A 22,597-nucleotide genomic window follows, 5' to 3' on the forward strand; every position below is an offset into this window, starting at 1 on the left:
CACCGTGTTTTCCTCGATCTTCATCACCCGGCCTAAGATGGCCATGGTCATTTCTCTGGTGCTGACCATCATGGGCAGTATCGGATATTTCGCCCTGCCCGTCGAACAGTTTCCCGACATCACGCCACCCGTTGTCAGCGTCAGCGCCAATTACACCGGGGCCGACGCGGAAACCGTCGAGAGCACCGTTGCCGCCCCGATCGAAGAGCAGGTGAACGGGGTCGATGACATGATGTACATGTCTTCGGACAGCACCGATTCCGGGTCATATTCGCTGTCGGTGACATTCGAGGTGGGCACCGATGCGGATATCGCCTCGGTCAATGTCCAGAACCGCGTGGCACAAGCCACCGCAAGCCTGCCCACCGAAGTCACCGCAACCGGTGTGGTGACCCAGAAATCATCGACGAACATGTTGCTGGTCGCCGTGCTCACTTCGCCACGGGGCACCTATGACGAGGTATTTCTGTCGAACTATGCGTCAATCAATCTCAAGGACGCGCTGGCGCGGGTTCAGGGGGTTGGCAAGGCCGAGGTGCTGACCGATTTCAAATACGCCATGCGAATGTGGATGGACCCGGACCACATGGCCAGCCTCGGGATTACGCCGGGCGACCTGATCCAGGCGATCCGGGAACAGAATCTCGAGGTCTCCGCCGGTCAGATCGGCGCGCCACCGGTGCCCGAGGGGCAGCAATTCCAGTATACGATCAAATCCAAGGGCCGCCTGACCTCGGTTCAGGAGTTCGAAAACATCGTGATCCGCACCGGAGAGGCCGGCAGCATCGTGCGACTGCGCGACGTGGCTCGGGTCGAGCTGGGGGCGAGCTATTACAATGCCTCGGGGCGATTCAACAACGACGCCGCGACGGTGCTCGCCGTCTACCAGGCACCGGGGGCCAACGCGCTCGCCGTGTCCGAACGGGTGCTGGCCGAGCTTGAGCGCCTGTCCGCGGGGTTCCCAGACGATGTGGAGTACCAGGTTCCCTTCAACAGCACCGATTTCGTCGAACAGTCGCTGAATGATGTGGTATCGACCCTGATCCTGACCTTTGTGCTCGTGATGTCGGTTGTCTTCGTGTTTCTGGGCAATATCCGCGCCACGATCATTCCGGCGGTGGCGATCCCGGTGTCGCTGATCGGGACCTTTGCGTTTCTGCTGCTCTTTGGCATGTCGCTCAATACGATCTCGCTGTTTGCGCTGGTGCTGGCGATTGGCATCGTGGTTGATGACGCCATCGTCGTTGTCGAGAATGTCGAGCGCCTGATCGCGGAAGAAGGACTCAGCCCGCCGGAGGCCACGCGCAAGGCGATGGGGCAGATCACCGGTCCGGTCATCGCCACGACACTGGTCCTGCTGGCCGTGTTTGTGCCCGTCACCTTTATGCCCGGCATCACGGGCCGGCTGTATTCGCAATTCGCAATCACGATCGCGACGGCGGTTGTCATTTCGTCGGTCAATGCCCTGACCCTGTCCCCGGCGCTATGCGCGCTTGTCCTCAAGCCTCGCTCCGGGCCGCCCACCGGGCTGCTGAAGCACTTTGAACAGGGGATCGACGTGGCGCGCGGCGGATATGTCGGGGTCGTTCGGCGGCTGGTGCGCATGCCGCTGATCGGGCTGGCCATTCTCGCCGCCCTGGTCATTGGGGCCAGCGGCCTGATGAAATCCCTGCCCGCCGGTTTCATTCCATCCGAGGATAACGGCTATCTCTTTGTCGATGTGCAATTGCCGGACGCGGCGGCGCTGCAACGCACCGAAACGGTGACCGCGCGGGTGAACGCGCAGATCGCCCAGGTGCCCGGTGTCGCGAACACGGTTCTGGTCAACGGGTTCAGCCTGTTGGGTGGGTCCGGGTCGAACGGGGCGATGATCATCGTCAATCTCGATCCCTGGGACGTCCGCGCCGAACCGCAACTGAGCGCAAGCAGCATCCTGCAAGCGATCCTGGCGCTTGCCAACCAGGAAGCCAGCGCCAGCGTCATCGCCTTCAACCCGCCGCCGATTTCCGGCCTCGGGATGAGCGCGGGCGTCGAAATGAAGGTCCAGCAGACCGGCGGTGGCACCGCGCAGGACCTGTCCGCCGCCCTCGGATCGCTCGTCTATGCGGCCAACCAGCGGCCCGAAATCGCGCAGGCCTATACCACTTTCCGCGCCAACGTCCCCAAGGTTTATGTGGATCTGGACCGGGAAAAGGCCAAGACCCTCAACGTGCCCGTCAGCGAGGTATTTCAGACCCTGCAGGCCTATATGGGGTCCTATTATGTGAACGATTTCAATCTCTTCGGGCGGGTCTACCAGGTGATGATCCAGGCCGAGGGCAGCTATCGTGACAAGGTCGATGACATCAAGGCGCTCTATGCCCGCTCGACCACCGGCGAGATGGTCCCGCTGGGCACCCTGATCGATGTTGAAAACGTGCTGGGGCCGATCCTGCTCAACCGCTATAACATGTTCCGCGCCGCGACGGTCACGGCGGTCGAGGCTCCGGGTCTGTCCACCGGAGACGCCATCCGCGTGCTCCAGGAAGAGGCCGCGACCGCCCTGCCACCCGGGTTCTCCTATGAATGGACCGGGACCGCGCAACAGCAGCTATCGTCGGCCGGCATGGTGGTGGTCATCCTCGCGATGGCCGTCGTGTTCGGCTATCTGTTCCTGGTGGCGCAATACGAAAGCTGGACCATGCCGGTCGGCATCCTGCTGTCGGTGACGGTGGCGCTGTTCGGGGCGCTTGCGGCGGTGGCCACGGTGGGCAGCGACGTGAACCTCTATACCCAGATCGGGATGATCATGCTGATCGGGCTGGCCTCGAAAAACGCCATCCTGATCGTCGAGTTCGCAATGGAGCGGCGGGCCGCCGGCCTGAGCACGACCGAAGCCGCCCTCGAAGCCGCCAGCCAGAGGTTCCGCGCGGTGATGATGACGGCGCTGTCTTTCCTGCTCGGGGTGGTGCCGCTGATGACCGCGTCGGGGGCCGGGGCCGCCAGCCAGAAAGCGATCGGGTACGCGGTGTTTGGCGGCATGCTCGCGGCAACGGTGATCGGCGTCATCCTTGTCCCGGTGCTCTATGTCATCATGCAGAGCCTGCGGGAATTCGCCAAGGGCCTGGGAGAATCGGCGGCAAAACCCTGAGAATCGGGGCCGCCGCACCGCAATTCCCGGACAAGTTTAACTGTTAGCACACCCTTAACCCGCCACCTGCTATCCCGGTATCGGGTGAGAAAAGGTGGTGGATATGGCTGCGCAGACAAATGCCGCGCCAGTCATCATCAAACGGAAAAAGGTTATCGCCGGGGGCGGCCACCATGGTGGCGCCTGGAAGGTCGCATATGCGGACTTCGTGACGGCGATGATGGCCTTTTTCATGTTGATGTGGCTGTTGAACGCAACGACGGAAAAACAACGCAAGGGGTTGGCCGACTACTTTGCACCAACGATTCCGATCAACCGGGTGTCCGGGGGGGGGGATGGTGCATTTGGCGGGACCAACATGTTCTCCGAGCAGGAATTGCCGCAAGACGGCACCGGCGCGATCAATCACTATCCGGACAGCGCAAGACAGTCGCAAGGCACGGTCGGTGTCGCGGAAATCGGCAGCGACGCGCTCGATCATGACCAGTTCAAGACCATTGACGACGCGCTCAAGGGGCGTGGTGGCGAAAGCATGCTCACCGACGAGGCGCGCAAGCATATCGTGACCCGGGTCACCGACGAAGGCTTGATCATCGAGATTTTCGCGCTGGATGGTGCCCCGCTTTTTGAAGAGGGCAGCGACCGGCCCACGCAGGTATTGCGCGACATCGCCGGGATGATCTCGCGCATTTCGGGCCTCGTGACCAACGGAATCGCGATCAACGGCCATATCAAGGCGCATCCCGTGGTCCTTGCCAACAGCCCGGTCTGGGAATTGTCGACCGCGCGCGCCGACCGCACCCGCACTTTGCTGCAAGCGGCGGGAACCGAGGCCGATCGCCTTCAGCGGGTCACCGGTCACGCCGACCGCAAACCCGCGGTCAAGAACCGCATGGCGAATCGAAACAATCGGATCGAAGTGATCCTGCTGCGGAACAATGCCCCTTAAGTAGAAAGGATTTTACCTGTTAGCGCGATGTTAAGTCGCCGCGCGGTAGCTGTTGCCATATCAGAGATTGATGCAGCAGAAAGGCGCGCTAATGACCATTTCCTCTTCGCTCAATGCGGGAATCGCCGGGCTCTCCGCGAATTCGAACCGCCTGGCGTCGATTTCCGACAACATCGCCAATTCTTCGACCTACGGCTACAAGCGGGTGGAAACAGATTTCCATTCCATGGTCATCTCCTCGTCCGGCGGGTCCTATTCCGCTGGCGGGGTACGCGCAACGACCCAGCGCATGATTGACGAGCAGGGTCCGTTGGTTTCCACGTCGAACGCCACCGACCTCGCGGTGCGCGGTCGTGGGATGCTGCCGGTTGCGTCCTACGCCGACGTGAACACCGGCGACGGCGATCAGACGATGATGCTGACCACAACCGGGTCATTTCGCGCCGACAAGCAAGGCTATCTGACCACGGAATCCGGTCTGGTCCTGCTCGGCTGGCCGGCCTTGCCCGACGGCACCATCCCCAGCTATCCGCGCGACACGCCCGATGGCCTGGAACCCGTGCAGCTCTTGGTGAACGAAGTAACGGGCGAACCGACAACCAGCATCGACGTCAGCCTGAACCTGCCCGCCACCGATACCAGCGCCGGATCGGACGGCACGGTCCAATCCATTTCGATTGAATATTTTGACAATACCGGAACCTCCGAAAGCCTATCGATCACGATGACTCCGACAGTCCCCGCAACCGGGGATTCCAACGAATGGACAATGGAGCTGCGGGATACCGCCTCCGGGGGCGCGGTGGTCGGCGAATATGTCCTGACCTTTGACGATTCCCGCGCCAATGGCGGCACCCTTGCGGCGGTCGCAACGGTTTCCGGCGGCGCATATGACCCAACCACCGGAAGCCTGATCGTGAACGTCGATGGCGGCCCGATCGAAATTACCATCGGCGGGCCCGGGCTGGAAGGTGGGCTATCGCAACTGTCTGACACATTCGCGCCCATCTCGATTGAAAAAGACGGCTTTCCGGTTGGCAATATGACCGGCGTTGAAGTGGATTCGAATGGGATCGTCCGCGCCCAATTCGACAATGGCGCATCCCGGACCATCTTCCAGATTCCACTGGTGGACCTGCCCAATCCGAACGGCATGGTCTCGCTCGATCAACAGACTTACATGCCCTCCCCTGATAGCGGGCTGTATTTCATGTGGGACGCGGGCGACGGCCCGACCGGTGAAATCGTGGCCTTTGCACGCGAGGAATCCACCACCGACGTTGCCAGCGAACTTACATCGATGATCCGCACCCAACGGGCCTATTCATCGAATGCCAAGGTCATCCAGACCGTCGATGAAATGCTTCAGGAAACCACCAACATCAAGCGCTGACCGCCAGGTTGGCGCCCAGCTGAAGCGCAAGAACAGGAGCCGCAGTCATGAGCTTATCAACGGCGCTGAACAGCGCGCTGTCCGGCCTCACCGCCGCCAGCCGCGCATCGGGCATCGTCTCCGACAACCTGGCGAACGTGATGACGCCCGGTTACGCAAGGCGATCTCTGGAGGTTGCCTCCGCCTCGGCGACCGGTCCCGGGGTCAAGATCGTCGGTGTGCACCGCCACAGCGACCCGGTCATTCTTTCGGACCGCCGCAGCGCCGATGCCGAGCATGGCAACGCCCAGGTCCTGTCCGATTTCTACAGCAGGTTCGAAACCCTGATCGGCACCGGGTCCGACACCAGTTCGCTGAACACGCGGCTTGCCGAGTTCGAGGCCAGCCTGATCACCGCCGCCAGCGGTCCGGATTCGACCCAGCGGCTGGATGCGGTGGCCTATGCCGCCAAGGATCTCGCGACGGCGATCAACGACGCGGCAGAGGGCTTGCGCAACATGCGCACGCAGGCGGATGCCGCCATCGGAGCGCAGGTATCCAAGCTCAACCAGACTCTTGAGAATGTACAAACGCTCAACACGCGGATCACCTCGACCCTGTCCTCGGGCGGCGATGTTTCTGCCCTGCAGGACCAGCGCCAGAACCTCGTCGATGAAATCAACACGATTGTCCCGATCAACGTCGTTGAGCGGGATTATGGACAGATCGCGCTCTACACCGATGGCGGCGCGATCCTGATCGATGGGCCGGCGGCGGAACTCGGTTTTGTCGCCGCCAGCGACACGGTTCCGGAAATGACCCTGGCCGGCGGTGGCCTGTCGGGGCTCACGGTCAACGGTATCGATGTCACCCAACGCGCCATCGCCGGCGGAACGTTGGCGGCGCATTTCGAAATCCGGGACGAGGCCGCCGTCACCGCGCAGGGTGAGCTTGACGCTCTCGCCCGTGACCAGATCGAGCGGTTCGAAACCGCCGGGCTGGATCCCACGGTCGCCGCGGGCGTTCCGGGTCTCTTTACCGACGCGGGCGCGACGTTTGACGCCACCACCGAGACCGGGCTGGCCAACAGGATCGCCCTGAACGACCTCGTGGATCCGGCGGAGGGCGGCGAAAGCTGGCGGCTGCGTGCCGGGCTTGGGGCAACCGATCCCGGCGAGGTCGGCGAGGCCCGCCAGTTGCAGGCCTTTTCCGACATCCTGCAAACGGCACGCGCAACCGGATCCCCGGTTTTCGGCACCGGGCTCGCCAGCGCTGCGGAGATCGCCTCGGAGCTGACCTCGCGCGTCGCCCTGAACAGCGATCGCGCCGACAGCATTCTGACCTTTGCCTCGGCGAACCAGACGGAAATGGCCCGCGTCGAAGCCGCACAGGGTGTCGATACCGATGCCGAGTTGCAGCAGTTGATGCTCGTCGAACAGGCCTATGCCGCCAATGCGCGGATGATCCAGACGATCGACGAAATGATGGAAACGCTTCTGAGGCTTTGACATATGAACATGACATCTATCGGTGATCTCGCAAACTCGATCCTGCTGCGACAACGCAGCGCCCAGCTCACCCAGGAAATATCGACCCTGACCCAGGAACTGACCTCGGGACAGGTTTCGGATGTCTCCGGACGCTTGGGCAGCGATTATTCCTATCTCACGGATATCGACCGCAACCTCGCGCGGCTCGACGGCTACAACGTGTCCGCGCGCGAGGCGGCGATGTTCTCGGGAGCCGCGCAAACCAGCCTCGAGCGGGTTCACGACCTGTCCGCCACGCTCAGCGATGCCCTGATCACCGTCGATGAAATCAGCAGCACCGAACAGCGCACGCACATGTCCGAAGTCGCCGAGAGCAGCCTGGCCTCCGCGATCTCCGCCCTCAACGCCTCGGTGGGAGGCCGCAGCCTGTTTGGCGGAACCGCGACCGACCGGCCCCCGCTTGGTTCGGCGGACACCCTGATCTCCGAGCTGCAAGCCCTGGTCGGCGGGCTGACAACCTCTGCGGATATCGAAGCGGCGGTCGAGACCTGGTTCTCGGACCCGGCTGGTTTCGACGCCATCATGTACGAGGGTTCGCAGGACGTGCTCGCCCCGATCCAGATCGGCGCCGGCGAAGAGGTGTCCCTGACCCTGACCGCGCGCGACCCGGCCATCCGCGACACGCTCCGTGACATGGCGCTCACGGCTTTGGCCGCCGATCCGACACTTGGGTTTGACCGCGAGGTGCAGGACGATCTGTTTCGCGCGGCGGGCAATGGCATGTTGGCCGATCAGGACGCCCTGACCGGCATCCGCGCCGATCTGGGCTTTGCCGAGGGCCGTATCGAGGAAATCTCCGCACGCAACCTGGCGGCCCGCACCAGTCTCGAATTCAGCCGCGCCGCCCTGCTCGAAGCGGATCCGTTCGAAACCGCAACCCGCCTGGAAGAGGCACAGTTCCAGCTCGAAAGCCTCTATACCGTGACGGTTCGCTCGGCCAATCTCTCGCTGCTGAATTTCCTGCCATGATGATGTTTCGTGCCCTGCTTCTGTGCCTGCTGCTGCCGGTGATGGCCCACGCCAACGCCATTCGGCTCAAGGATCTGGTGGAATTCGATGGCGTACGCGGCAATGATCTTGTTGGCTATGGCCTTGTGGTCGGGTTGAATGGAACCGGCGACGGGCTGCGCAATTCGCCCTTTACCGAGGAGATCATGTCGAACATCCTCGAGCGGCTTGGTGTCAACGTCACCGGCGAACAGCTTCGCCCCAAGAACGTCGCTGCGGTCATCGTTACGGCCAGCCTGCCGCCATTTGCCAGGGTCGGGGGGCAGATCGACGTGATGGTGTCCGCCATCGGCGACTCGGACAGTCTTTTGGGGGGCACGTTGATCATGACGCCGCTCAACGCGGCGGACGGGCAGATATATGCGGTTGCCCAGGGCACCATCCTCGCCGGTGGCGCGGTGGCCGAGGGCGAAGCGGCCTCGGTCACGCAGGGCGTGCCAACCGCCGGTGTCATCCCGGCCGGCGCCCGGGTCGAGCGCGAGATCGATTTTGACCTGTCCTCGCTCGCCAATATGCGATTGGCCCTGCGTGAGCCCGACTTTACCACCGCGGGCCGCATCGAAAACGCGATCAACCGCGAATTTCGCCGTACCGTTGCCGTGATGCGGGATTCCGGCACCGTTGAACTGGACATCGCGGCGACCCGCATGGCCTCGACCGCGCATGCCATCGGGCGGATCGAGAATATACTTGTCGAGCCGCAGCTCAAGGCCCGTGTCGTGGTCGACCAGCGCTCCGGCACCATCGTCATGGGAAGCGACGTGCGCCTTTCGCGCGTAGCCGTCTCGCAAGGCAACCTGACCCTGCGCATCGAAGAGGCCCCGGCGGTTGTACAGCCCAATCCCTTTGCCGATGGCGCAACCGTGGTGGTTCCGCGCACGAACGCGGCCATCGAGGATGACGACGGTGTTGCCCTGGCCGAAGTGCCCGAGGGGACATCGCTTTCCGAGGTCGTGGCGGGTTTGAACGCGCTTGGAGTGTCGCCGCGTGACATGATCGACATTCTCAAGAGCCTGAAGGCGGCCGGGGCGCTGCATGCGGAGTTTGTCGTACGCTGACCGCCCGCGCCACCGCGAGACGGGCCTGGATACGGCCCGTCTTGCAACGATGCAGCCGTCGCAAGATGCGCATATGACCTGTTGCAGGATCGGCACGACCGGTACTTGAGTTGCGCAGAACGTCGCCCGGACTTGAAAACGGCTCTCGATCTACGGACAATGCGTGCAAAAATCCCACACGGGGCAAAGCAGACGCACCTTTCAGAGAAAGCCTGACATGCAACGGTTCATCGCACTTATCGTATCTTTGGTGGTTCTGCCACTTTTTGCGTCTCAGGCGCTGGCGCAAAGCTCGTACAAGATCAAAGCCGGCGACGTGCTGCGCATCGAGGTGCTGGAAGATTCAAGCCTCAACGGCGAGAGCATCGTTCTGCCCGACGGTCGCGTTTCGGTCCCGCTGGTCGGGACTGTCCCGGTTCGTGGGCGCAGCGTCGACGAGGTACGCAACGATCTGGTGACACGGCTGCGGCCGAATTTCGCGTCGGACCCGACCGTATACGTGTCTCTGGCGAGCGTCGCGACCGATGAACCGGATGACGACACGCTGACCATCTACATGCTGGGCGAAGTCACCACTCCGGGTACAATCGAAGTCGAGCGCGGCACCACATTCCTTCAGGCGCTGGCCCAGGGCGGCGGCGTGACCCGCTTTGGCGCCACCAAACGCCTGCAATTGCGGCGCCCGGGGGCAAATGGCCGGATGCAGGTCTATACATTCAACGTAAAAGCGATCATGGATGGCAAATCCAGCGTGAACACCCCGGTGCTGAGAGAAGGTGACGTCATTATCGTTCCGCAACGCCGGCTGTTCGAATAAGAGACCCGTGCGAGGGGGCCGTGTTGAGCAAGCGTCTGATCCAAAGCGCCGCAATTGGTGGCCTGACAGCCATGGCCGTGACCCCGGCCGTGTCGCAGGACGAGGAAGAATACGATAGCCTTCGTCAACGGCTGAGGATCGAGCAGAATTTCGTCGCGGGCGACAACCTTGGTCTTGAAAACCCCAGCGAGGGGAGCACATCGCTGGCCACCACGCGATTGACCTACGGCCTTCAAAGCGAGACCGAAACCCAGCAGTTTTCGCTCGCTATCGGTGCCGGGCTGCGATTTGGCAACGTCGCTGACGGCAATTCGATGAAGACCGGCTTTGTCGATCCCCTGATTGCGCTGCGCTATCGGCGCGAGGGGGCGAATGCGCGTCTGGCCTTTGATGCCGACTATCAGCAGACCGATATTTCGCTGGTGCAACCGCTTTGGACCTTTCTTGATTCCGATGGCACGGTAACCCCGCCCGCCGACTTTTCGGAAATTCGCGGCTCGGGCGAGCGGCGCAGCCACAATGTCGGTGCGACCCTTGAAACCGGGCTGAACGATCCCTTTGGCTTGCGTCTGCGGGCCCGAACCAGCGGCACCAACTATATCGATGCGACCGATACCGACCTCGCCGATTTCGACAATACCAGCCTGGGGCTGACGACGCTGTTCCGGCTCAATCCCGTGACCACCGCAACCCTGGACATGTCCTATCTGCGATATTCCAGCGCCGACATAGCGGATACCGATCGCGAGACCCGCACGGTTCAGGCCGGGTTCATCCGCGAGCTGTCAGACATCGCCACACTGACCTTCAGCGCCGGCTATTCGACCGTTGACAGCACCCTGACCGATCCGCTCACCGGTGTGCGCTCGACCGAGCGGGTCGAAGGTCCGAGCGGCGGTATCGATTATGACACCGAGATGCCCAACGGGACATTCAATCTCGGCTTTGATGTCTACCAGAACCAGGACGGTCAGCGCGGGACGCTGCTGATGACGCGCTCGGTGGACCTGCCGCGGGGCAGCCTGTCGGGCAATATCGGCGTGACACAGATCGACAGTGCCGATCCGCAGATCGTCGGCGGGCTCACCTGGGTCTACAACATGCCGTCCAGCAGTTTCAGGCTGTTTCTGAACCGTGACGTGTTCACGGACAGCAGCGATGAAGACCGCCTGACAAACCTCCTGGTGGCTGGCTACAGCCACGAGATCAACCAGGTTTCAAACCTGTCGCTCGACCTCTCTCTGTCCCATACCGAGGCCGCCGCGGGCGAGGAAGCGACCGAGCGTGGCGCGCTGGTGGTCGCCTATAACCGCGAGCTGAACGAAGACTGGAGCTTCAACACCGGGGTGGCCTTTCGGACACTTCAGGATGAAACGATCGGAGAGGCCGACGCCACGGCGGTGTTTTTCGGGATCGGACGCAACTTCGATTTCTGACGCCGGCTTTGGCTGAGCGGGCGATCAGTCGGGATCGCCGGTCGACCCGGCGGCTTCCACCGCGTTCAGCAGGTCAAGCAGCGCTTCATACCGCTCGGCACCGATCTGCGCCTTGGTCTGTTCGAGAACCGCAAGGCTCGCAGGCAGATGCGTCGCGATCAGCGTTTCGCCCGACTTGGATATCTGGATGATCTGCTTGCGCTTGTCATCGCGATCCGGCCGGCGCGTGATCAGCCCCTTGTCGTCGAGTTTCTGCAAAATCCGCGTCAGGCTGGGCAGCAGCAGGCAGGCCAGTTCGGCGATCCGGGTCGGCTCCATCGGCCCGTCTTCTTCCAGAACCCGCAGAACGCGCCATTGCTGCTCGGTCAACCCGACCCCGGACAGCATGTCACGTATCGGGCCCATCACCCGTTCACGGGCGCGCAGCAGGGCAATGGGAAGGGAACGCGAAGTCTTTGGGTGCTGTGATGTCATCTGAATGTTTTGCCTTTCAACGACGGCAAGCGCAATCCAAGAATACCGGGTCAGGCAACTTGACACACCCCGCCACTGACTTGATATGTTAAGCAAATAAGGGATTTGCGCGCCCGGACCATCGCCACACGCCGATGCCCTGCGGGTGCCTTTCGGACAATTCAAACCACGGGTGGGTGCCTCATGAACTGGGATGATTTCGGAGCCTGGGGCCGTCGGGTATCGGACTGGGCGCAAGACTATCACCTCACGGTGGGCGACCGCCCGGTTCGGGCGCAGACCAGGCCGGGCGATATTCTGAACGCCCTGCCGACCGCCCCGCCCGATGCGCCGGAAGACATGGAAACGGTGTTTCGTGACTTTGAAGAGGTGGTGATGCCCGGCATCACCCATTGGCAGCATCCGCGCTTTTTTGCCTATTTCAACTCCAATGCCGCCGCCCCTTCGGTGCTGGCGGAATTCCTGGTCAGCGCCATCGCTCCGCAATGCATGTTGTGGCAGACCTCTCCGGCGGCGACCGAAATGGAAACCCGGATGATGGACTGGTTGCGCCAGTCGCTCGACCTGCCCGAAGGATTCGCCGGGGTCATTCAGGACAGCGCGAGCTCGGCCACACTGGCCGCGGTGCTGACGATGCGCGAACGCGCGCTGAACTGGACCGGCAACAGCGCGGGGCTGGCGGGGCAAACGCCGCTCAGGGTCTATTGCTCGGCCGAGGTGCATACCTCGGTCGATCGCGCCATCTGGGTGACGGGGATCGGGCAGGACAACCTGGTGCGGATTCCGATCAAGGGCGATTGGCGCGGCATGGACCCCGAGGCCCTGGATGCCGCCATCCGCGCGGACAGGGCGGCGGGGCTGACACCGGCCGGCGTGATCCTCTGTGTCGGCGGCACCGGAACCGGCGCAACCGACCCGGTGGCGGCCTGTCTGGACGTCGCGGCATCGCACGGGCTCTATACGCATGTGGATGCCGCATGGGCCGGGTCGGCCATGATCTGTCCCGAATTCCGGCACTATTGGCCCGGTATCGAGCGCGCGGACAGCATCGTGTTCAACCCGCATAAATGGCTCGGGGTGCAATTCGACTGTTCCGCGCATTTTCTGCGCGCCCCCGAAGACCTGGTCCGGACGCTGGCGATTCAGCCCGAATACCTCAAAACCCACGGCCATGACGGGATCATCAACTATTCCGAATGGTCGGTGCCGCTGGGCCGCCGTTTTCGCGCGCTCAAGATCTGGTTTCTGTTGCGAAGCTATGGCTTGGAGGGGCTGCGCGCGCGGCTGCGCAACCATGTGCGCTGGTCCGCGGCGCTGCATGACCGGCTCGCGGCCACGGCGGGGTTCGAGATCACCACCACCCGGATGTGGTCGCTTTTCACCTTTCGCTATGCGCCGCAGGGGGTTGCCGATCCTGACGACCTGAACCTGCGCCTTGTGAACGCGATCAATGATGACGGGCGCATCTACCTGACGCAAACCCGGGTTGACGGCAAGCTGGTGATACGTTTCCAGGCCGGTCAGTTCGAGACAACCGAAACCGATGTCATGATGGCCTATGACGTGATCACCGAAATCGCGGCAGAACTGGCGTGACAGCGCGGCAGCCACCAATTGACAGGCACCAATCGACAGGCACCGCCCCCACAGCCGGCCCGTTCGGGTCACCACCGATCACTTGCGACCAGAGGACAAGACATGCCCGCACCAACCAACATGCTCAAACAACGGTTTCAGGCCGGCGACACCACATTTGGCTGCTGGCTCAGCTTTGCCGAAGCCGGGCCGGCCGAAATCATGGGCACCGCCGGATTTGACTGGCTGGTGATCGACAGCGAACACGCACCAAATGACCTGCGTTCGATCCGCGATCAATTGATGGCCTTGCAGGCCAGCCCGTCGCCCACGGTCGTGCGCGTTCCGGTGGGCGAGCCGTGGATCATCAAGCAGATGCTGGATGTCGGGGCGCAATCGATCCTTGTTCCGATGGTCGAAAGCGGCGAACAGGCCGCACGGATGGTGCGCGCCTGTACCTACCCGCCCAAGGGCATACGTGGCGTTGGTGCCGCCAGCACGCGGTCGTCGCGCTTTTCCACGATCGAGGATTACGTACAGACCGCCGATGAACAGATCGCCCTGATCCTGCAAGTCGAAAACCGCGCCGGGATTGCCGCGCTGGATGACATACTTGCGGTCGAAGGCGTGGATTGCGTCTTTATTGGCCCCGCCGATCTCGCGGCGGATATGGGACATCGCGGCAACCCTGCCCATCCCGAGGTGCATGGCGTCATCGTGGAAACGCTGGGCCGGATTGCCGCCGCCGGCAAGGTTCCGGGCATCCTGTCTCTGTCTGACGAAGTCACCGAAAGCTATGTCGCGGCCGGTGCCCGCTTTGTCGCCGTCGCCATCGACGTCATCACCCTGAGCAGGGCGGCGCAGGCGACCGTGAAACGCTGGATCAAACCGGCCTAGCCCGCATCATCTCTGTCGCTTTGGCATAGCCACCAGAGGCGCCATCGACCAGGTGGATGTGATCGTCCTGATGGATGGAGGGCACGAAACAGGTGATCATCGCCGCCTCTTGTTCAACCATCCCATAGCGCAGGATGCCGCCCTTGCGGGCGGTGTCCAGAACCGACCGGATGCGCCACTGGGTTCCGGCGTCGCAATCCAGCGTCATTTTCAGCCCGTCATCGAACTTGCGGAAATCCGCGTTGGTGCTGACCATGGCCTTGTAATGGGCGGGTTCGAATTCCCCGGTCTTCAGGCCCGCCTTGAAGAACACCCAGGCGATGAGGTTTTCCGCCAAAAGCTCCAGCCGCCTGCGAAACATCGACGTCCTGCCCCGAGAGACATGCGCCTCGAGGTCAAGCCCCGGTGGCGGAAATTCCAGGCCCGGACCATCCGGCGGCAATGGGTGCCCGCTGCGGTGCAGCCCTTCGGCCAGTTCCACGATGTCGTGCATCACCCGGTCAAAGGCGGCGCGCGGCCGGTCGGGCGCGGGCCTGACGACCAGCGACAGGATACATCCATTGCGCGCGGTGGCGTTGCTCCAGCGGCAGGACAATCCCTCAAGATCGGGCTGCGCACCGGGTTCTGCCGCCGGCAGGGCATTTTCGCCCGCCTTCATCCGCGCCTCGGCCCAGGACAGCCCGCCGCCGCTGAACATCGCATAGTCGACCGCCCCGGACGCCCGATAGCGCGCAACCGACACATCGAAACCGCCCGCGCGGATCTCGGACACCGGCACCTGCGCGACACGCAGGGAGACGCCGAATTCTTCATCCGCCCAGCGTTTGAGAACGCCCAGAATACGCGCCGACTCGGCGGCACGGGCCGGGTCCACCGCCAGCGCCGCGCCATCGCCTCCGAAAATATAGGGAAAGGCCTGCCCGCCGCTGGCATTGATATGTGCCGAGATCACCGATGCCCCGATCATGTTGACCAGCTTGTACTGCCCCTCGGCAATCAGCCCGGTCGACCCGACAATATCCGCCGTTCCAACCACCCAGTCATCCGGCAGAGACCAATAGCTGGCCGGGCTCGTCAGCTCGCTGAACTGCGCGATGCGCGGCAGGTTGTCATAGAACCCGGTTGTATCTTTCATCCCTTGGCCGCCCGCGTTGCTTGGTGCCCATTATGTAGGTTTGCGCGATCGCCTGTCCATCTTGGTTGCACATGGCTCACGCGCATGTCACCCAAGCGCGGGGCGCAGGAGGAACACCAGATGCAGGCCGGGTTGATCGTATTATGTCTGGCCTATGTGCTCAGCCAGTTCTTTCGCGCCTTTCTGGCGGTGCTCGCCTCGGTTCTCGCGCGCGATACCGGGGCCGCGCCGGATGACCTCGCGGCGGCATCGGGACTGTGGTTCCTGACCTTTGCCGCGATGCAAATCCCGGTCGGTTGGGCGCTGGACCGGTTCGGCCCCCGGCGCACCGCCGCAAGCCTGTTGTTCCTGGGCGGCGGCGGTGGTGCGGCGTTGTTTGCCATGGCAACCGCGCCGCTGCACATCAAGCTCGCGATGCTGTTGATCGGGGTGGGTTGCTCGCCGGTGCTGATGGCGTCCTACTACATCTTTGCGCGCGAATACCCGCCCGCGCGCTTTGCCGCCCTCGCGGCGCTGATGCTCGGGGTCGGTTCGGTGGGCAATCTCGTGGCGTCCTATCCGATGGCCCTTGCGATCGACCTGATCGGCTGGCGGGCGGCGCTGGCCGGGCTGGCGGCCATTTCGATCGCCGTTGCGGCAGGTATCCTTGCCCTTGTGCGCGATCCGGCCCCGGTCGCGAACGGCGCAGGCGGCTCGGTGCTGGAATTGCTCAAGCTGCCTGTGTTGTGGGTGATCTTTCCCATGATGCTGGTCAATTATGCCCCGGCGGCGGCGCTGCGCGGATTGTGGATCGGCCCCTATCTCGAAGACGTGTTCGGGCTTGGAACCGTAGAGATCGGGCAGGCCACGCTGGTCATGGGCGTCGCGATGATCGGCGGAACCCTGGCCTATGGGCCGCTGGACCGCCTGTTGCGAACCCGCAAATGGGTGATCTTTGGCGGCAATTTTGCAGCCGCGCTTGCCCTTGGCCTGCTGGTGGCGCTGATCGACACCAGCGCGGTGCTGTCGGTCGCCCTGATTGCGTTGATCGGGTTTCTCTGTGCCTCCTTTCCGGTGATCATTGCCCATGGCCGCGCGTTCTTTCCACCGCATCTTGTCGGGCGGGGCGTCACCCTGATGAACCTGTTCGGCATTGGCGGCGCGGGCATCGCGCAATTTGCCTCGGGCCGCATTCACGAACACATGGCCCCGAGCGGGACAACCGCGGCCTATGTGGCGATTTTCGGGTTTTTCGGGCTGATGCTGCTGGCGGGGACGCTGATTTACCTGTTCAGCCGCGACAGCCTGGACTGAGCAGCCCCCTTTCCCCCGCGCCCGTTTGTCGTTATGAGGCCGCAGCCGGCATGTGTGTCGGCGCAAATTCTGGAGAAACAAGATGGGTTATCGCATCGTCGTCGTCGGTGCCACAGGCAATGTGGGCCGTGAAATGCTGAACATCCTGGCCGAGCGCCAGTTCCCGGTTGCAGAGATTGCCGCGCTGGCAAGCCGCAAATCCATGGGAACCGAGGTGAGCTTTGGCGACAAGACCCTGACCACCAAGGATCTCGACACTTTCGATTTCACCGGCTGGGACATGGCGCTCTTTGCGGTGGGCTCTGAAGCCACCAAGGTCTATGCGCCCAAGGCCGCCGCCGCGGGCTGCGTGGTGATCGACAACAGCTCGCTCTATCGCTATGACCCCGATGTGCCGCTGATCGTGCCCGAGGTGAACCCGGACGCGATCATGGGCTATTCCAAGAAGAACATCATCGCCAACCCCAACTGTTCCACCGCGCAGATGGTCGTGGCGCTCAAGCCGCTGCATGACCGCGCTCGGATCAAGCGTGTCGTGGTCAGCACCTATCAATCGGTGTCCGGTGCCGGCAAGGAAGGCATCGACGAGCTGTGGGATCAGACCAAGAGCATCTATAACCCGGTCGATGACAAGCCCGCCAAGAAGTTCACCAAGCAGATCGCGTTCAACGTGATTCCGCATATCGATGTGTTCATGGAAGACGGCAGCACCAAGGAAGAGTGGAAAATGGTCGCCGAGACCAAGAAAATCGTCGATCCCGCGATCAAGGTCACCGCGACCTGTGTTCGGGTGCCGGTTTTCGTCGGCCACTCCGAAGCGGTGAACATCGAGTTCGAAGATCATCTCGACGAGGACGAAGCCCGCGAGATCCTGCGCGAGGCCCCCGGCATCATGGTCATCGACAAGCGCGAAGACGGTGGTTATGTGTCGCCGGTCGAATGCGTCGGCGATTATGCCACCTTTATCAGCCGCATCCGCCAGGACAGCACCATCGACAACGGCCTGAACCTGTGGTGCGTGTCGGACAACCTGCGCAAGGGCGCGGCGCTCAACGCGGTGCAGATCGCCGAAACGCTGGGCACGCGGGTGTTGAAAAAGGGCTGATTTTCAGCACCTTCAAACGAGAACGGGGCGACACGGGTCGCCCCTTTTTTTGTTCGCGCCGGCGCGACATGAAACCGGGCGGCCCCCTGGCGGGGCCGGCACCGTTGGTCGATCAGACCGGGTAGAACTTGTGCGAGCCGGGATCATAGCATTCCAGCCCGCCCTCGCCGATGTCGGTCCACAGGCCGTGCAGGCTCAGTTCATTGTTGTCGATTGCACTGGCGACAAAGGGAAAGCTCATCAGGTTTTCCAGCGAGGCGACCACGGCCTGTTTCTCGAATTGCCGCGCCTGTTCGGTGGCATCACCGATTTCAGAAACCAGGTCGAATTTCGGGCGCAGGATGTCCATCCAGCGGCCCACAAAGCTCTCCTTGGCCTCAAGTTCGGGCGCCTTGCCCTTGCACATGTCGATACAGCCGGCGACACCGCCGCATTGCGAATGCCCGAGCACGATCAGGTGCGCAACCTTGAGCACCGTCACCGCGTATTCGACCGTGGCGCTGGTGCCGTGATGGTCGCCATCGGGCTCGTAGGGCGGCACCAGGTTGGCGATATTGCGGTGGATAAAGAACTCGCCCTGGTCCGCGCCAAAGATCGACGTGACATGGACCCGGCTGTCACAGCACGAGATCACCATGGCGCGCGGGCGCTGGCCTTCGTTGGCCAATCGCCGATACCAGCCACGATTCTCTTCGTACGAGGTGGCTTTCCAGCCATGGTATCGTTGCACGAGATAGGCAGGCAGGGGTTTGGCAAGCTTCATCTATCGTTCCTTTTGCTTGAACGGTCTGGCGTTCTGTTCTGCCGTGTCATTACCCTGAAATCTAGCCAAATTCGAGCGATTCCGGTGCCCGTGTCGAAACCTTTTGCAAACCAGTGTCGCCGATGATGGTCGGGCCGTGGGGGCAACAGAACCATTTGGGGTGAATAAATTGGACAGGATTACAAACTTGAATCCGACCGAAACCGTTCGGCTGGATCGCGATCGTCTCAATGCGCTATATGCGCAACTGGGCGAGGCTGGGGCAGAGGATGTCGTGTGCCGCGCGATCGAGGAACTGGCGGTTCGGCTGGCGCATTGCGAACGATGTTGGCGGCAGGGTCAGGTATCGGAACTGCGCAAGAACGCCCGGTCGCTGATCGCGATTTCCGAACAGATCGGCATGTGCGAGATCGCGCAGGTTGCCGGCGACGTGACAACCGCCATCGACCATGGCGATGACGTGGCCTGCGCCGCGACCCTGTTCCGGTTGATCCGGTTGGGGGATCGTTCGCTGACCGCCGTGTGGAACCTGCGCGATCTTTCGCTCTGACGGGGCTTGCGGCGCGGCGCTGTGTGGCTAGGCTGGCGTTCAGTTTCATGATGCGAGAGTGCCCGATGCCCCATTGTTTCGCCCAGGATGCCCAGGACGCGATTGACCTGCATATCATCGAGTCCCCGTCGCTGGAGGACTGGCTTGCCGGACAGGATGGCGCAACCGGCGACTGGGTGCGCCTGAACGGCTTTTCCGGCAATCTCGGCCAAACGCTGCTGGTGCCCGCCAACGGGGACCGCGCGGTCATGGCCCTTGCCGGATACGGTACGGCGGCCAAACGCGCCCGCACCCATTTCCCGCTGGCGGCGGCGGCCACGAAATTGCCGGGCGGGACCTATCGCATCGCTTCGGGCCTGTCCGGGGACGTGGCCGAAACCGAATGCCTTGGCTGGCTGCTCTCGGGCTATCGTTTCGACCGCTACAAGAGCAAATCCGACAAGACCGTCGCCCTCGTGCCGCCGCATGGCGTGAATGCCGGCAGAGTCACCATCCTGGCCGAGGCCGAGACCATGATCCGCGACCTGGTCAACACGCCGGCATCGGACATGAGCCCGCAGGATCTCGCGGATGCGGCTACCGCGCTCGCCCACAGCCATGGCGCAGAGATCACAACAATCCTGGGCGATGAACTGATCGAACGGAATTTTCCGCTGATCCACACGGTCGGACGCGCGGCGGCCACGCCTCCCCGGCTGATCGATATGCGGTGGGGCGAGCGCGGCCCGAAGCTGACCCTGGTTGGCAAGGGCGTGTGTTTTGACACGGGCGGCCTGAACCTGAAACCGGGCAGCAGCATGGGCCTGATGAAAAAGGACATGGGCGGCGCGGCGCATGTCCTGGGCATCGCGCGGATGATCATGGCGATGAAGCTTCCGCTTCGATTGCGGGTGTTGATTCCGGCGGTGGAAAACTCGGTCTCCGGTGCATCGTTCCGGCCCGGCGACATCCTCGCTTCGCGCAAGGGGCTGACGGTCGAAAACAACAACACCGATGCCGAGGGGCGGCTGGTGCTCGCCGATGCGCTGGCGCTGGCCTCCGAGGACAAGCCCGACCTGATCCTGTCGATGGCAACGCTGACGGGCGCGGCGCGGGTTGCGGTCGGCTCTGATATCGCGCCGTTCTACACCGACGATGACGCGGATGCGCTGGCGCTCTCGGCCTCGGCGGCGCGCGTCGACGATCCGGTCTGGCGCATGCCGTTTCACGACGCCTATGAGAGCAAGATCGAACCGGCCAATGCCGATCTCGACAATGCGCCGTCAGGCGGGTTCGCCGGGTCGATCACCGCCGCGCTCTTCCTGCGGCGGTTCGTGTCCGACGCCCGGTACATGCATTTCGACATCTATGCCTGGCAATCCGTCAACGCCCCGGCGCGGCCGCGCGGAGGGGTCGGAACCGGTGCGCGGGCCGTGTTCGACGCCCTGCCCGCCATGTTGAAACTGTGAGCGATCCGCGCCAGACACCGGCAAATGAACGGGTTGCGGCGGCGCATCTGGCCGAGGTGCCGGGCGATCTGCGCCGTGTTGACGGAACGCCCTGCCAGGTGGCGCGCCCTGTCCTTGACCTGTTGCGCGCACCCGATGGCGCGCGCGATCGCCAACTCTTGTGGGGCGATACGGTGGATGTTTACGAAGACCGCGCGGGTGTCAGCTTTGTACAGGCGCGCAAGGATGGTTATGTCGGCTATGTGGACAGTGCCGCCCTGACCCCCGCGGGGCCGGTCAGCCATTGGGTCAGCGCGCCGGCCAGCCACCTGTACCGGGACGCGAACATCAAATCGCCCGAGCGCCACATGCTGAGCTTTGGCAGTCGCGTGAACGTGGTCGGAGGTGCCGGTCCGCTTGCCGAAACATCCGCCGGATTTATTCCTCGTGCGCATCTGCGGCCCATTGGCGAAACCATGGACGATCCGGCCGACGTGGCCGAATTGTTTCTGGGAACCCCCTATCTCTGGGGCGGCAACAGCCGGTCGGGACTCGATTGTTCCGGGCTTGTGCAGGCGGCGCTCCTGGCTTGCGGGATCGGCTGTCCGGGCGATTCCGACCAGCAATGCGCAGCACTTGGGCAACTGATCCACCAGCCGGGCGACTACCGGCGCGGTGATCTGCTGTTCTGGAAAGGCCACGTGGCGATGGCGGTGGATGCCGAAACGCTGATCCACGCCAATGGCAGCCATATGTCGGTGGTTCTGGAACCCATCGGCAGCGCGATCCGCCGGATAATGGGCCAGGGCGAAGGCCCCGTTACCGCGCATAAGCGGTTGTAAGGGCTCATATAATGGCGGCCAGAATGGCTCCGGGCCTTATTCGACCACGCGGATCAGTTTGCGTTCAAGCGGGCGCAGCACGGTTTTCAGATCCGAGCCGCGTTTGAGGATCTGCCCATCCATGCCGACCACTGAATACATCCCCTGCCGATTGCGCAGCTTTGGGCGTTTCTCGATCCGATAGAGGGGGTTTTCGGCGGTGCGCCGGAACACTGAGAACACTGCGAGATCGGACAGACAGGATATCCCGTAATCGCGCCACTCACCGGCGGCGACCATGCGGCCATAGACCGACAGGATGATGCCAAGTTCGCGCCGGTCGAACGCCACCTGAACCGGTACGGGTCCCTTGGGAAAATGGCTGGGCGGCTGGATTGTCATGATATCAGCCTTGCCGCGTTCGCGGCGCAAATCAAGCCCATAACGCGCCACCAAAGCGCTTCGCCGCGGGCTGTGACGCTTTTGGCAGCGGTGCCAGCCCGCCCGCATCGCTGGTCAGCCAGCCCTCGACCGCCGGCGTCAGCGCCGCATAGGCCCGCGCAACCGCCGCTCGCGGATTGGCCAGCGGCGCGTCATGGGGCAACAGATCGGGAACGCATTCGGGAAACCGCAGCACGATCCGCCGCCATCGGTGGATCAGCAGCAGCCGCGCCGCCGTTGCGTCCAGCGGATCGTCGATCCCCACCCGCAGCGCGCCAAGATCGGCGGCAAGCGCCGTCAGCGCAGCCCGGTGTGCCGGCACAAGCTGGGCGGCGCGATAGGCATCGGAAACATGCTGTAGCGGGCCGAGCACCACGCAATCGGCACCGTCCGCGACCTGGTCCGCCGGGACGATCCGCGTGGTTTCGCCCCCCGCCCCGGCCAGCGTGACACATACGGCCCATTGCAGGACTGGTTCGTTGCGGGCGGGCGCATAGATCCGCGCGGTTGCCGATGCAAATCGATCAAGCCCCTGCGCCGTCAGGCGGTATTGGCTGCTGCGCCCCACCCGTTCACTGTGGACCCAACCGTCGCTGCTCAGGCGCGACAGGGCGGTGCGCAACGCGCCCTGTTCGACTCCGACACGGCCCAGCACCATCCGCAATCGGGTGCTGGAGATTTCCCCGCCGCGATGCTGGACCAGATCACCAAAGGCGGTGATCACCAGCGACCAGACGCGAAGCCGTCCTTGCGAATGCAAGGCAGTGATGAGCGGGGCAAGCGGATCCATCCGCCA

20 protein-coding genes are annotated in these 22,597 nt (G+C 63.1%); 15 read left to right on the forward strand and 5 right to left on the reverse strand.

Annotation, left to right across the window (positions count from 1 at the left end):
* Positions 1-4 precede the first annotated feature (4 nt).
* From ACP15R_RS07125 to ACP15R_RS07160, 8 genes are all read left to right on the forward strand, one after another.
* Positions 5-3,130, forward strand: coding sequence for an efflux RND transporter permease subunit (locus tag ACP15R_RS07125; RefSeq protein WP_424985701.1), 3,126 nt, complete (start codon positions 5-7; stop codon positions 3,128-3,130).
* Between the two features lie 103 nt (positions 3,131-3,233).
* Complete coding sequence (locus tag ACP15R_RS07130) at positions 3,234-4,079, forward strand: OmpA/MotB family protein (RefSeq protein WP_424985702.1); 846 nt, start codon at positions 3,234-3,236, stop codon at positions 4,077-4,079.
* Between the two features lie 91 nt (positions 4,080-4,170).
* Positions 4,171-5,472, forward strand: a complete 1,302-nt coding sequence (locus ACP15R_RS07135; RefSeq protein ID WP_424985703.1) for a flagellar hook protein FlgE — start codon at positions 4,171-4,173, stop codon at positions 5,470-5,472.
* Between the two features lie 47 nt (positions 5,473-5,519).
* Complete coding sequence (flgK, locus tag ACP15R_RS07140) at positions 5,520-6,959, forward strand: flagellar hook-associated protein FlgK (protein WP_424985704.1); 1,440 nt, start codon at positions 5,520-5,522, stop codon at positions 6,957-6,959.
* Between the two features lie 3 nt (positions 6,960-6,962).
* A complete protein-coding gene (locus ACP15R_RS07145) occupies positions 6,963-7,970 on the forward strand; it encodes a flagellin (protein ID WP_424985705.1) in 1,008 nt (335 codons plus the stop codon).
* Positions 7,967-9,067 (forward strand): flagellar basal body P-ring protein FlgI, encoded by a 1,101-nt coding sequence (locus tag ACP15R_RS07150; protein ID WP_424985706.1) that lies wholly within the window; start codon positions 7,967-7,969, stop codon positions 9,065-9,067. Before ACP15R_RS07145 ends, ACP15R_RS07150 begins: the two co-directional genes overlap by 4 nt.
* A 217-nt stretch (positions 9,068-9,284) precedes the next feature.
* Entirely contained in the window at positions 9,285-9,884 is a 600-nt protein-coding gene (locus ACP15R_RS07155; protein WP_424985707.1) for a polysaccharide biosynthesis/export family protein, read from the forward strand.
* A gap of 23 nt (positions 9,885-9,907) precedes the next feature.
* Positions 9,908-11,320 carry a hypothetical protein gene (locus ACP15R_RS07160; RefSeq protein ID WP_424985708.1) on the forward strand — a complete coding sequence of 471 codons (1,413 nt, stop codon included), beginning with the start codon at positions 9,908-9,910 and terminating at the stop codon, positions 11,318-11,320.
* Between the two features lie 24 nt (positions 11,321-11,344).
* Here the strand turns inward: ACP15R_RS07160 and hpaR are convergent, their stop codons facing one another.
* Entirely contained in the window at positions 11,345-11,794 is a 450-nt protein-coding gene (hpaR, locus tag ACP15R_RS07165) for a homoprotocatechuate degradation operon regulator HpaR (protein ID WP_424985709.1), read from the reverse strand.
* A 183-nt stretch (positions 11,795-11,977) separates the two neighbouring features.
* Between hpaR and ACP15R_RS07170 the strand changes: the two genes are divergently transcribed.
* Both ACP15R_RS07170 and ACP15R_RS07175 read left to right on the forward strand, forming a co-directional pair.
* Entirely contained in the window at positions 11,978-13,390 is a 1,413-nt protein-coding gene (locus tag ACP15R_RS07170; protein WP_424985710.1) for a pyridoxal phosphate-dependent decarboxylase family protein, read from the forward strand.
* 102 nt (positions 13,391-13,492) lie between these two features.
* Complete coding sequence (locus tag ACP15R_RS07175; protein WP_424985711.1) at positions 13,493-14,266, forward strand: HpcH/HpaI aldolase family protein; 774 nt, start codon at positions 13,493-13,495, stop codon at positions 14,264-14,266.
* On the opposite strand, the gene ACP15R_RS07180 is transcribed toward ACP15R_RS07175, so the two are convergent.
* Positions 14,253-15,401, reverse strand: coding sequence for a DUF3095 domain-containing protein (locus ACP15R_RS07180; protein WP_424985712.1), 1,149 nt, complete (start codon positions 15,399-15,401; stop codon positions 14,253-14,255). The genes ACP15R_RS07175 and ACP15R_RS07180 overlap by 14 nt on opposite strands.
* Before the next feature lie 84 nt (positions 15,402-15,485).
* On the opposite strand from ACP15R_RS07180, the gene ACP15R_RS07185 reads away from it, so the two are divergent.
* Together ACP15R_RS07185 and ACP15R_RS07190 are read left to right on the forward strand one after the other, a co-directional pair.
* Positions 15,486-16,694 carry an MFS transporter gene (locus tag ACP15R_RS07185; protein WP_424985713.1) on the forward strand — a complete coding sequence of 403 codons (1,209 nt, stop codon included), beginning with the start codon at positions 15,486-15,488 and terminating at the stop codon, positions 16,692-16,694.
* 82 nt (positions 16,695-16,776) lie between these two features.
* A complete protein-coding gene (locus ACP15R_RS07190; protein WP_424985714.1) occupies positions 16,777-17,799 on the forward strand; it encodes an aspartate-semialdehyde dehydrogenase in 1,023 nt (340 codons plus the stop codon).
* A gap of 112 nt (positions 17,800-17,911) precedes the next feature.
* Here the strand turns inward: ACP15R_RS07190 and ACP15R_RS07195 are convergent, their stop codons facing one another.
* Positions 17,912-18,562: a carbonic anhydrase gene (locus tag ACP15R_RS07195; RefSeq protein ID WP_424985715.1), complete on the reverse strand. Its 651-nt coding sequence runs from the start codon at positions 18,560-18,562 to the stop codon at positions 17,912-17,914.
* A gap of 187 nt (positions 18,563-18,749) precedes the next feature.
* Here ACP15R_RS07195 and ACP15R_RS07200 point away from each other — a divergent pair, with 187 nt between their 5' ends.
* The 3 genes from ACP15R_RS07200 (at position 18,750) to ACP15R_RS07210 (ending at position 21,381) form a co-directional block, all read left to right on the forward strand.
* Complete coding sequence (locus ACP15R_RS07200) at positions 18,750-19,112, forward strand: hypothetical protein (RefSeq protein ID WP_424985716.1); 363 nt, start codon at positions 18,750-18,752, stop codon at positions 19,110-19,112.
* Positions 19,113-19,177: 65 nt separating this feature from the next.
* Positions 19,178-20,560 (forward strand): leucyl aminopeptidase family protein, encoded by a 1,383-nt coding sequence (locus tag ACP15R_RS07205; protein ID WP_424985717.1) that lies wholly within the window; start codon positions 19,178-19,180, stop codon positions 20,558-20,560.
* Complete coding sequence (locus tag ACP15R_RS07210) at positions 20,557-21,381, forward strand: C40 family peptidase (RefSeq protein WP_424985718.1); 825 nt, start codon at positions 20,557-20,559, stop codon at positions 21,379-21,381. Before ACP15R_RS07205 ends, ACP15R_RS07210 begins: the two co-directional genes overlap by 4 nt.
* 36 nt (positions 21,382-21,417) lie before the next feature.
* Here ACP15R_RS07210 and ACP15R_RS07215 read toward each other — a convergent pair whose 3' ends face one another.
* A complete protein-coding gene (locus ACP15R_RS07215) occupies positions 21,418-21,762 on the reverse strand; it encodes a DUF2794 domain-containing protein (RefSeq protein ID WP_424985719.1) in 345 nt (114 codons plus the stop codon).
* A gap of 31 nt (positions 21,763-21,793) precedes the next feature.
* Entirely contained in the window at positions 21,794-22,591 is a 798-nt protein-coding gene (locus ACP15R_RS07220) for a PaaX family transcriptional regulator C-terminal domain-containing protein (RefSeq protein WP_424985720.1), read from the reverse strand.
* Between the last annotated feature and the right edge of the window lie 6 nt (positions 22,592-22,597).

It is taken from the genome of Microbulbifer sp. S227A (assembly GCF_049800935.1).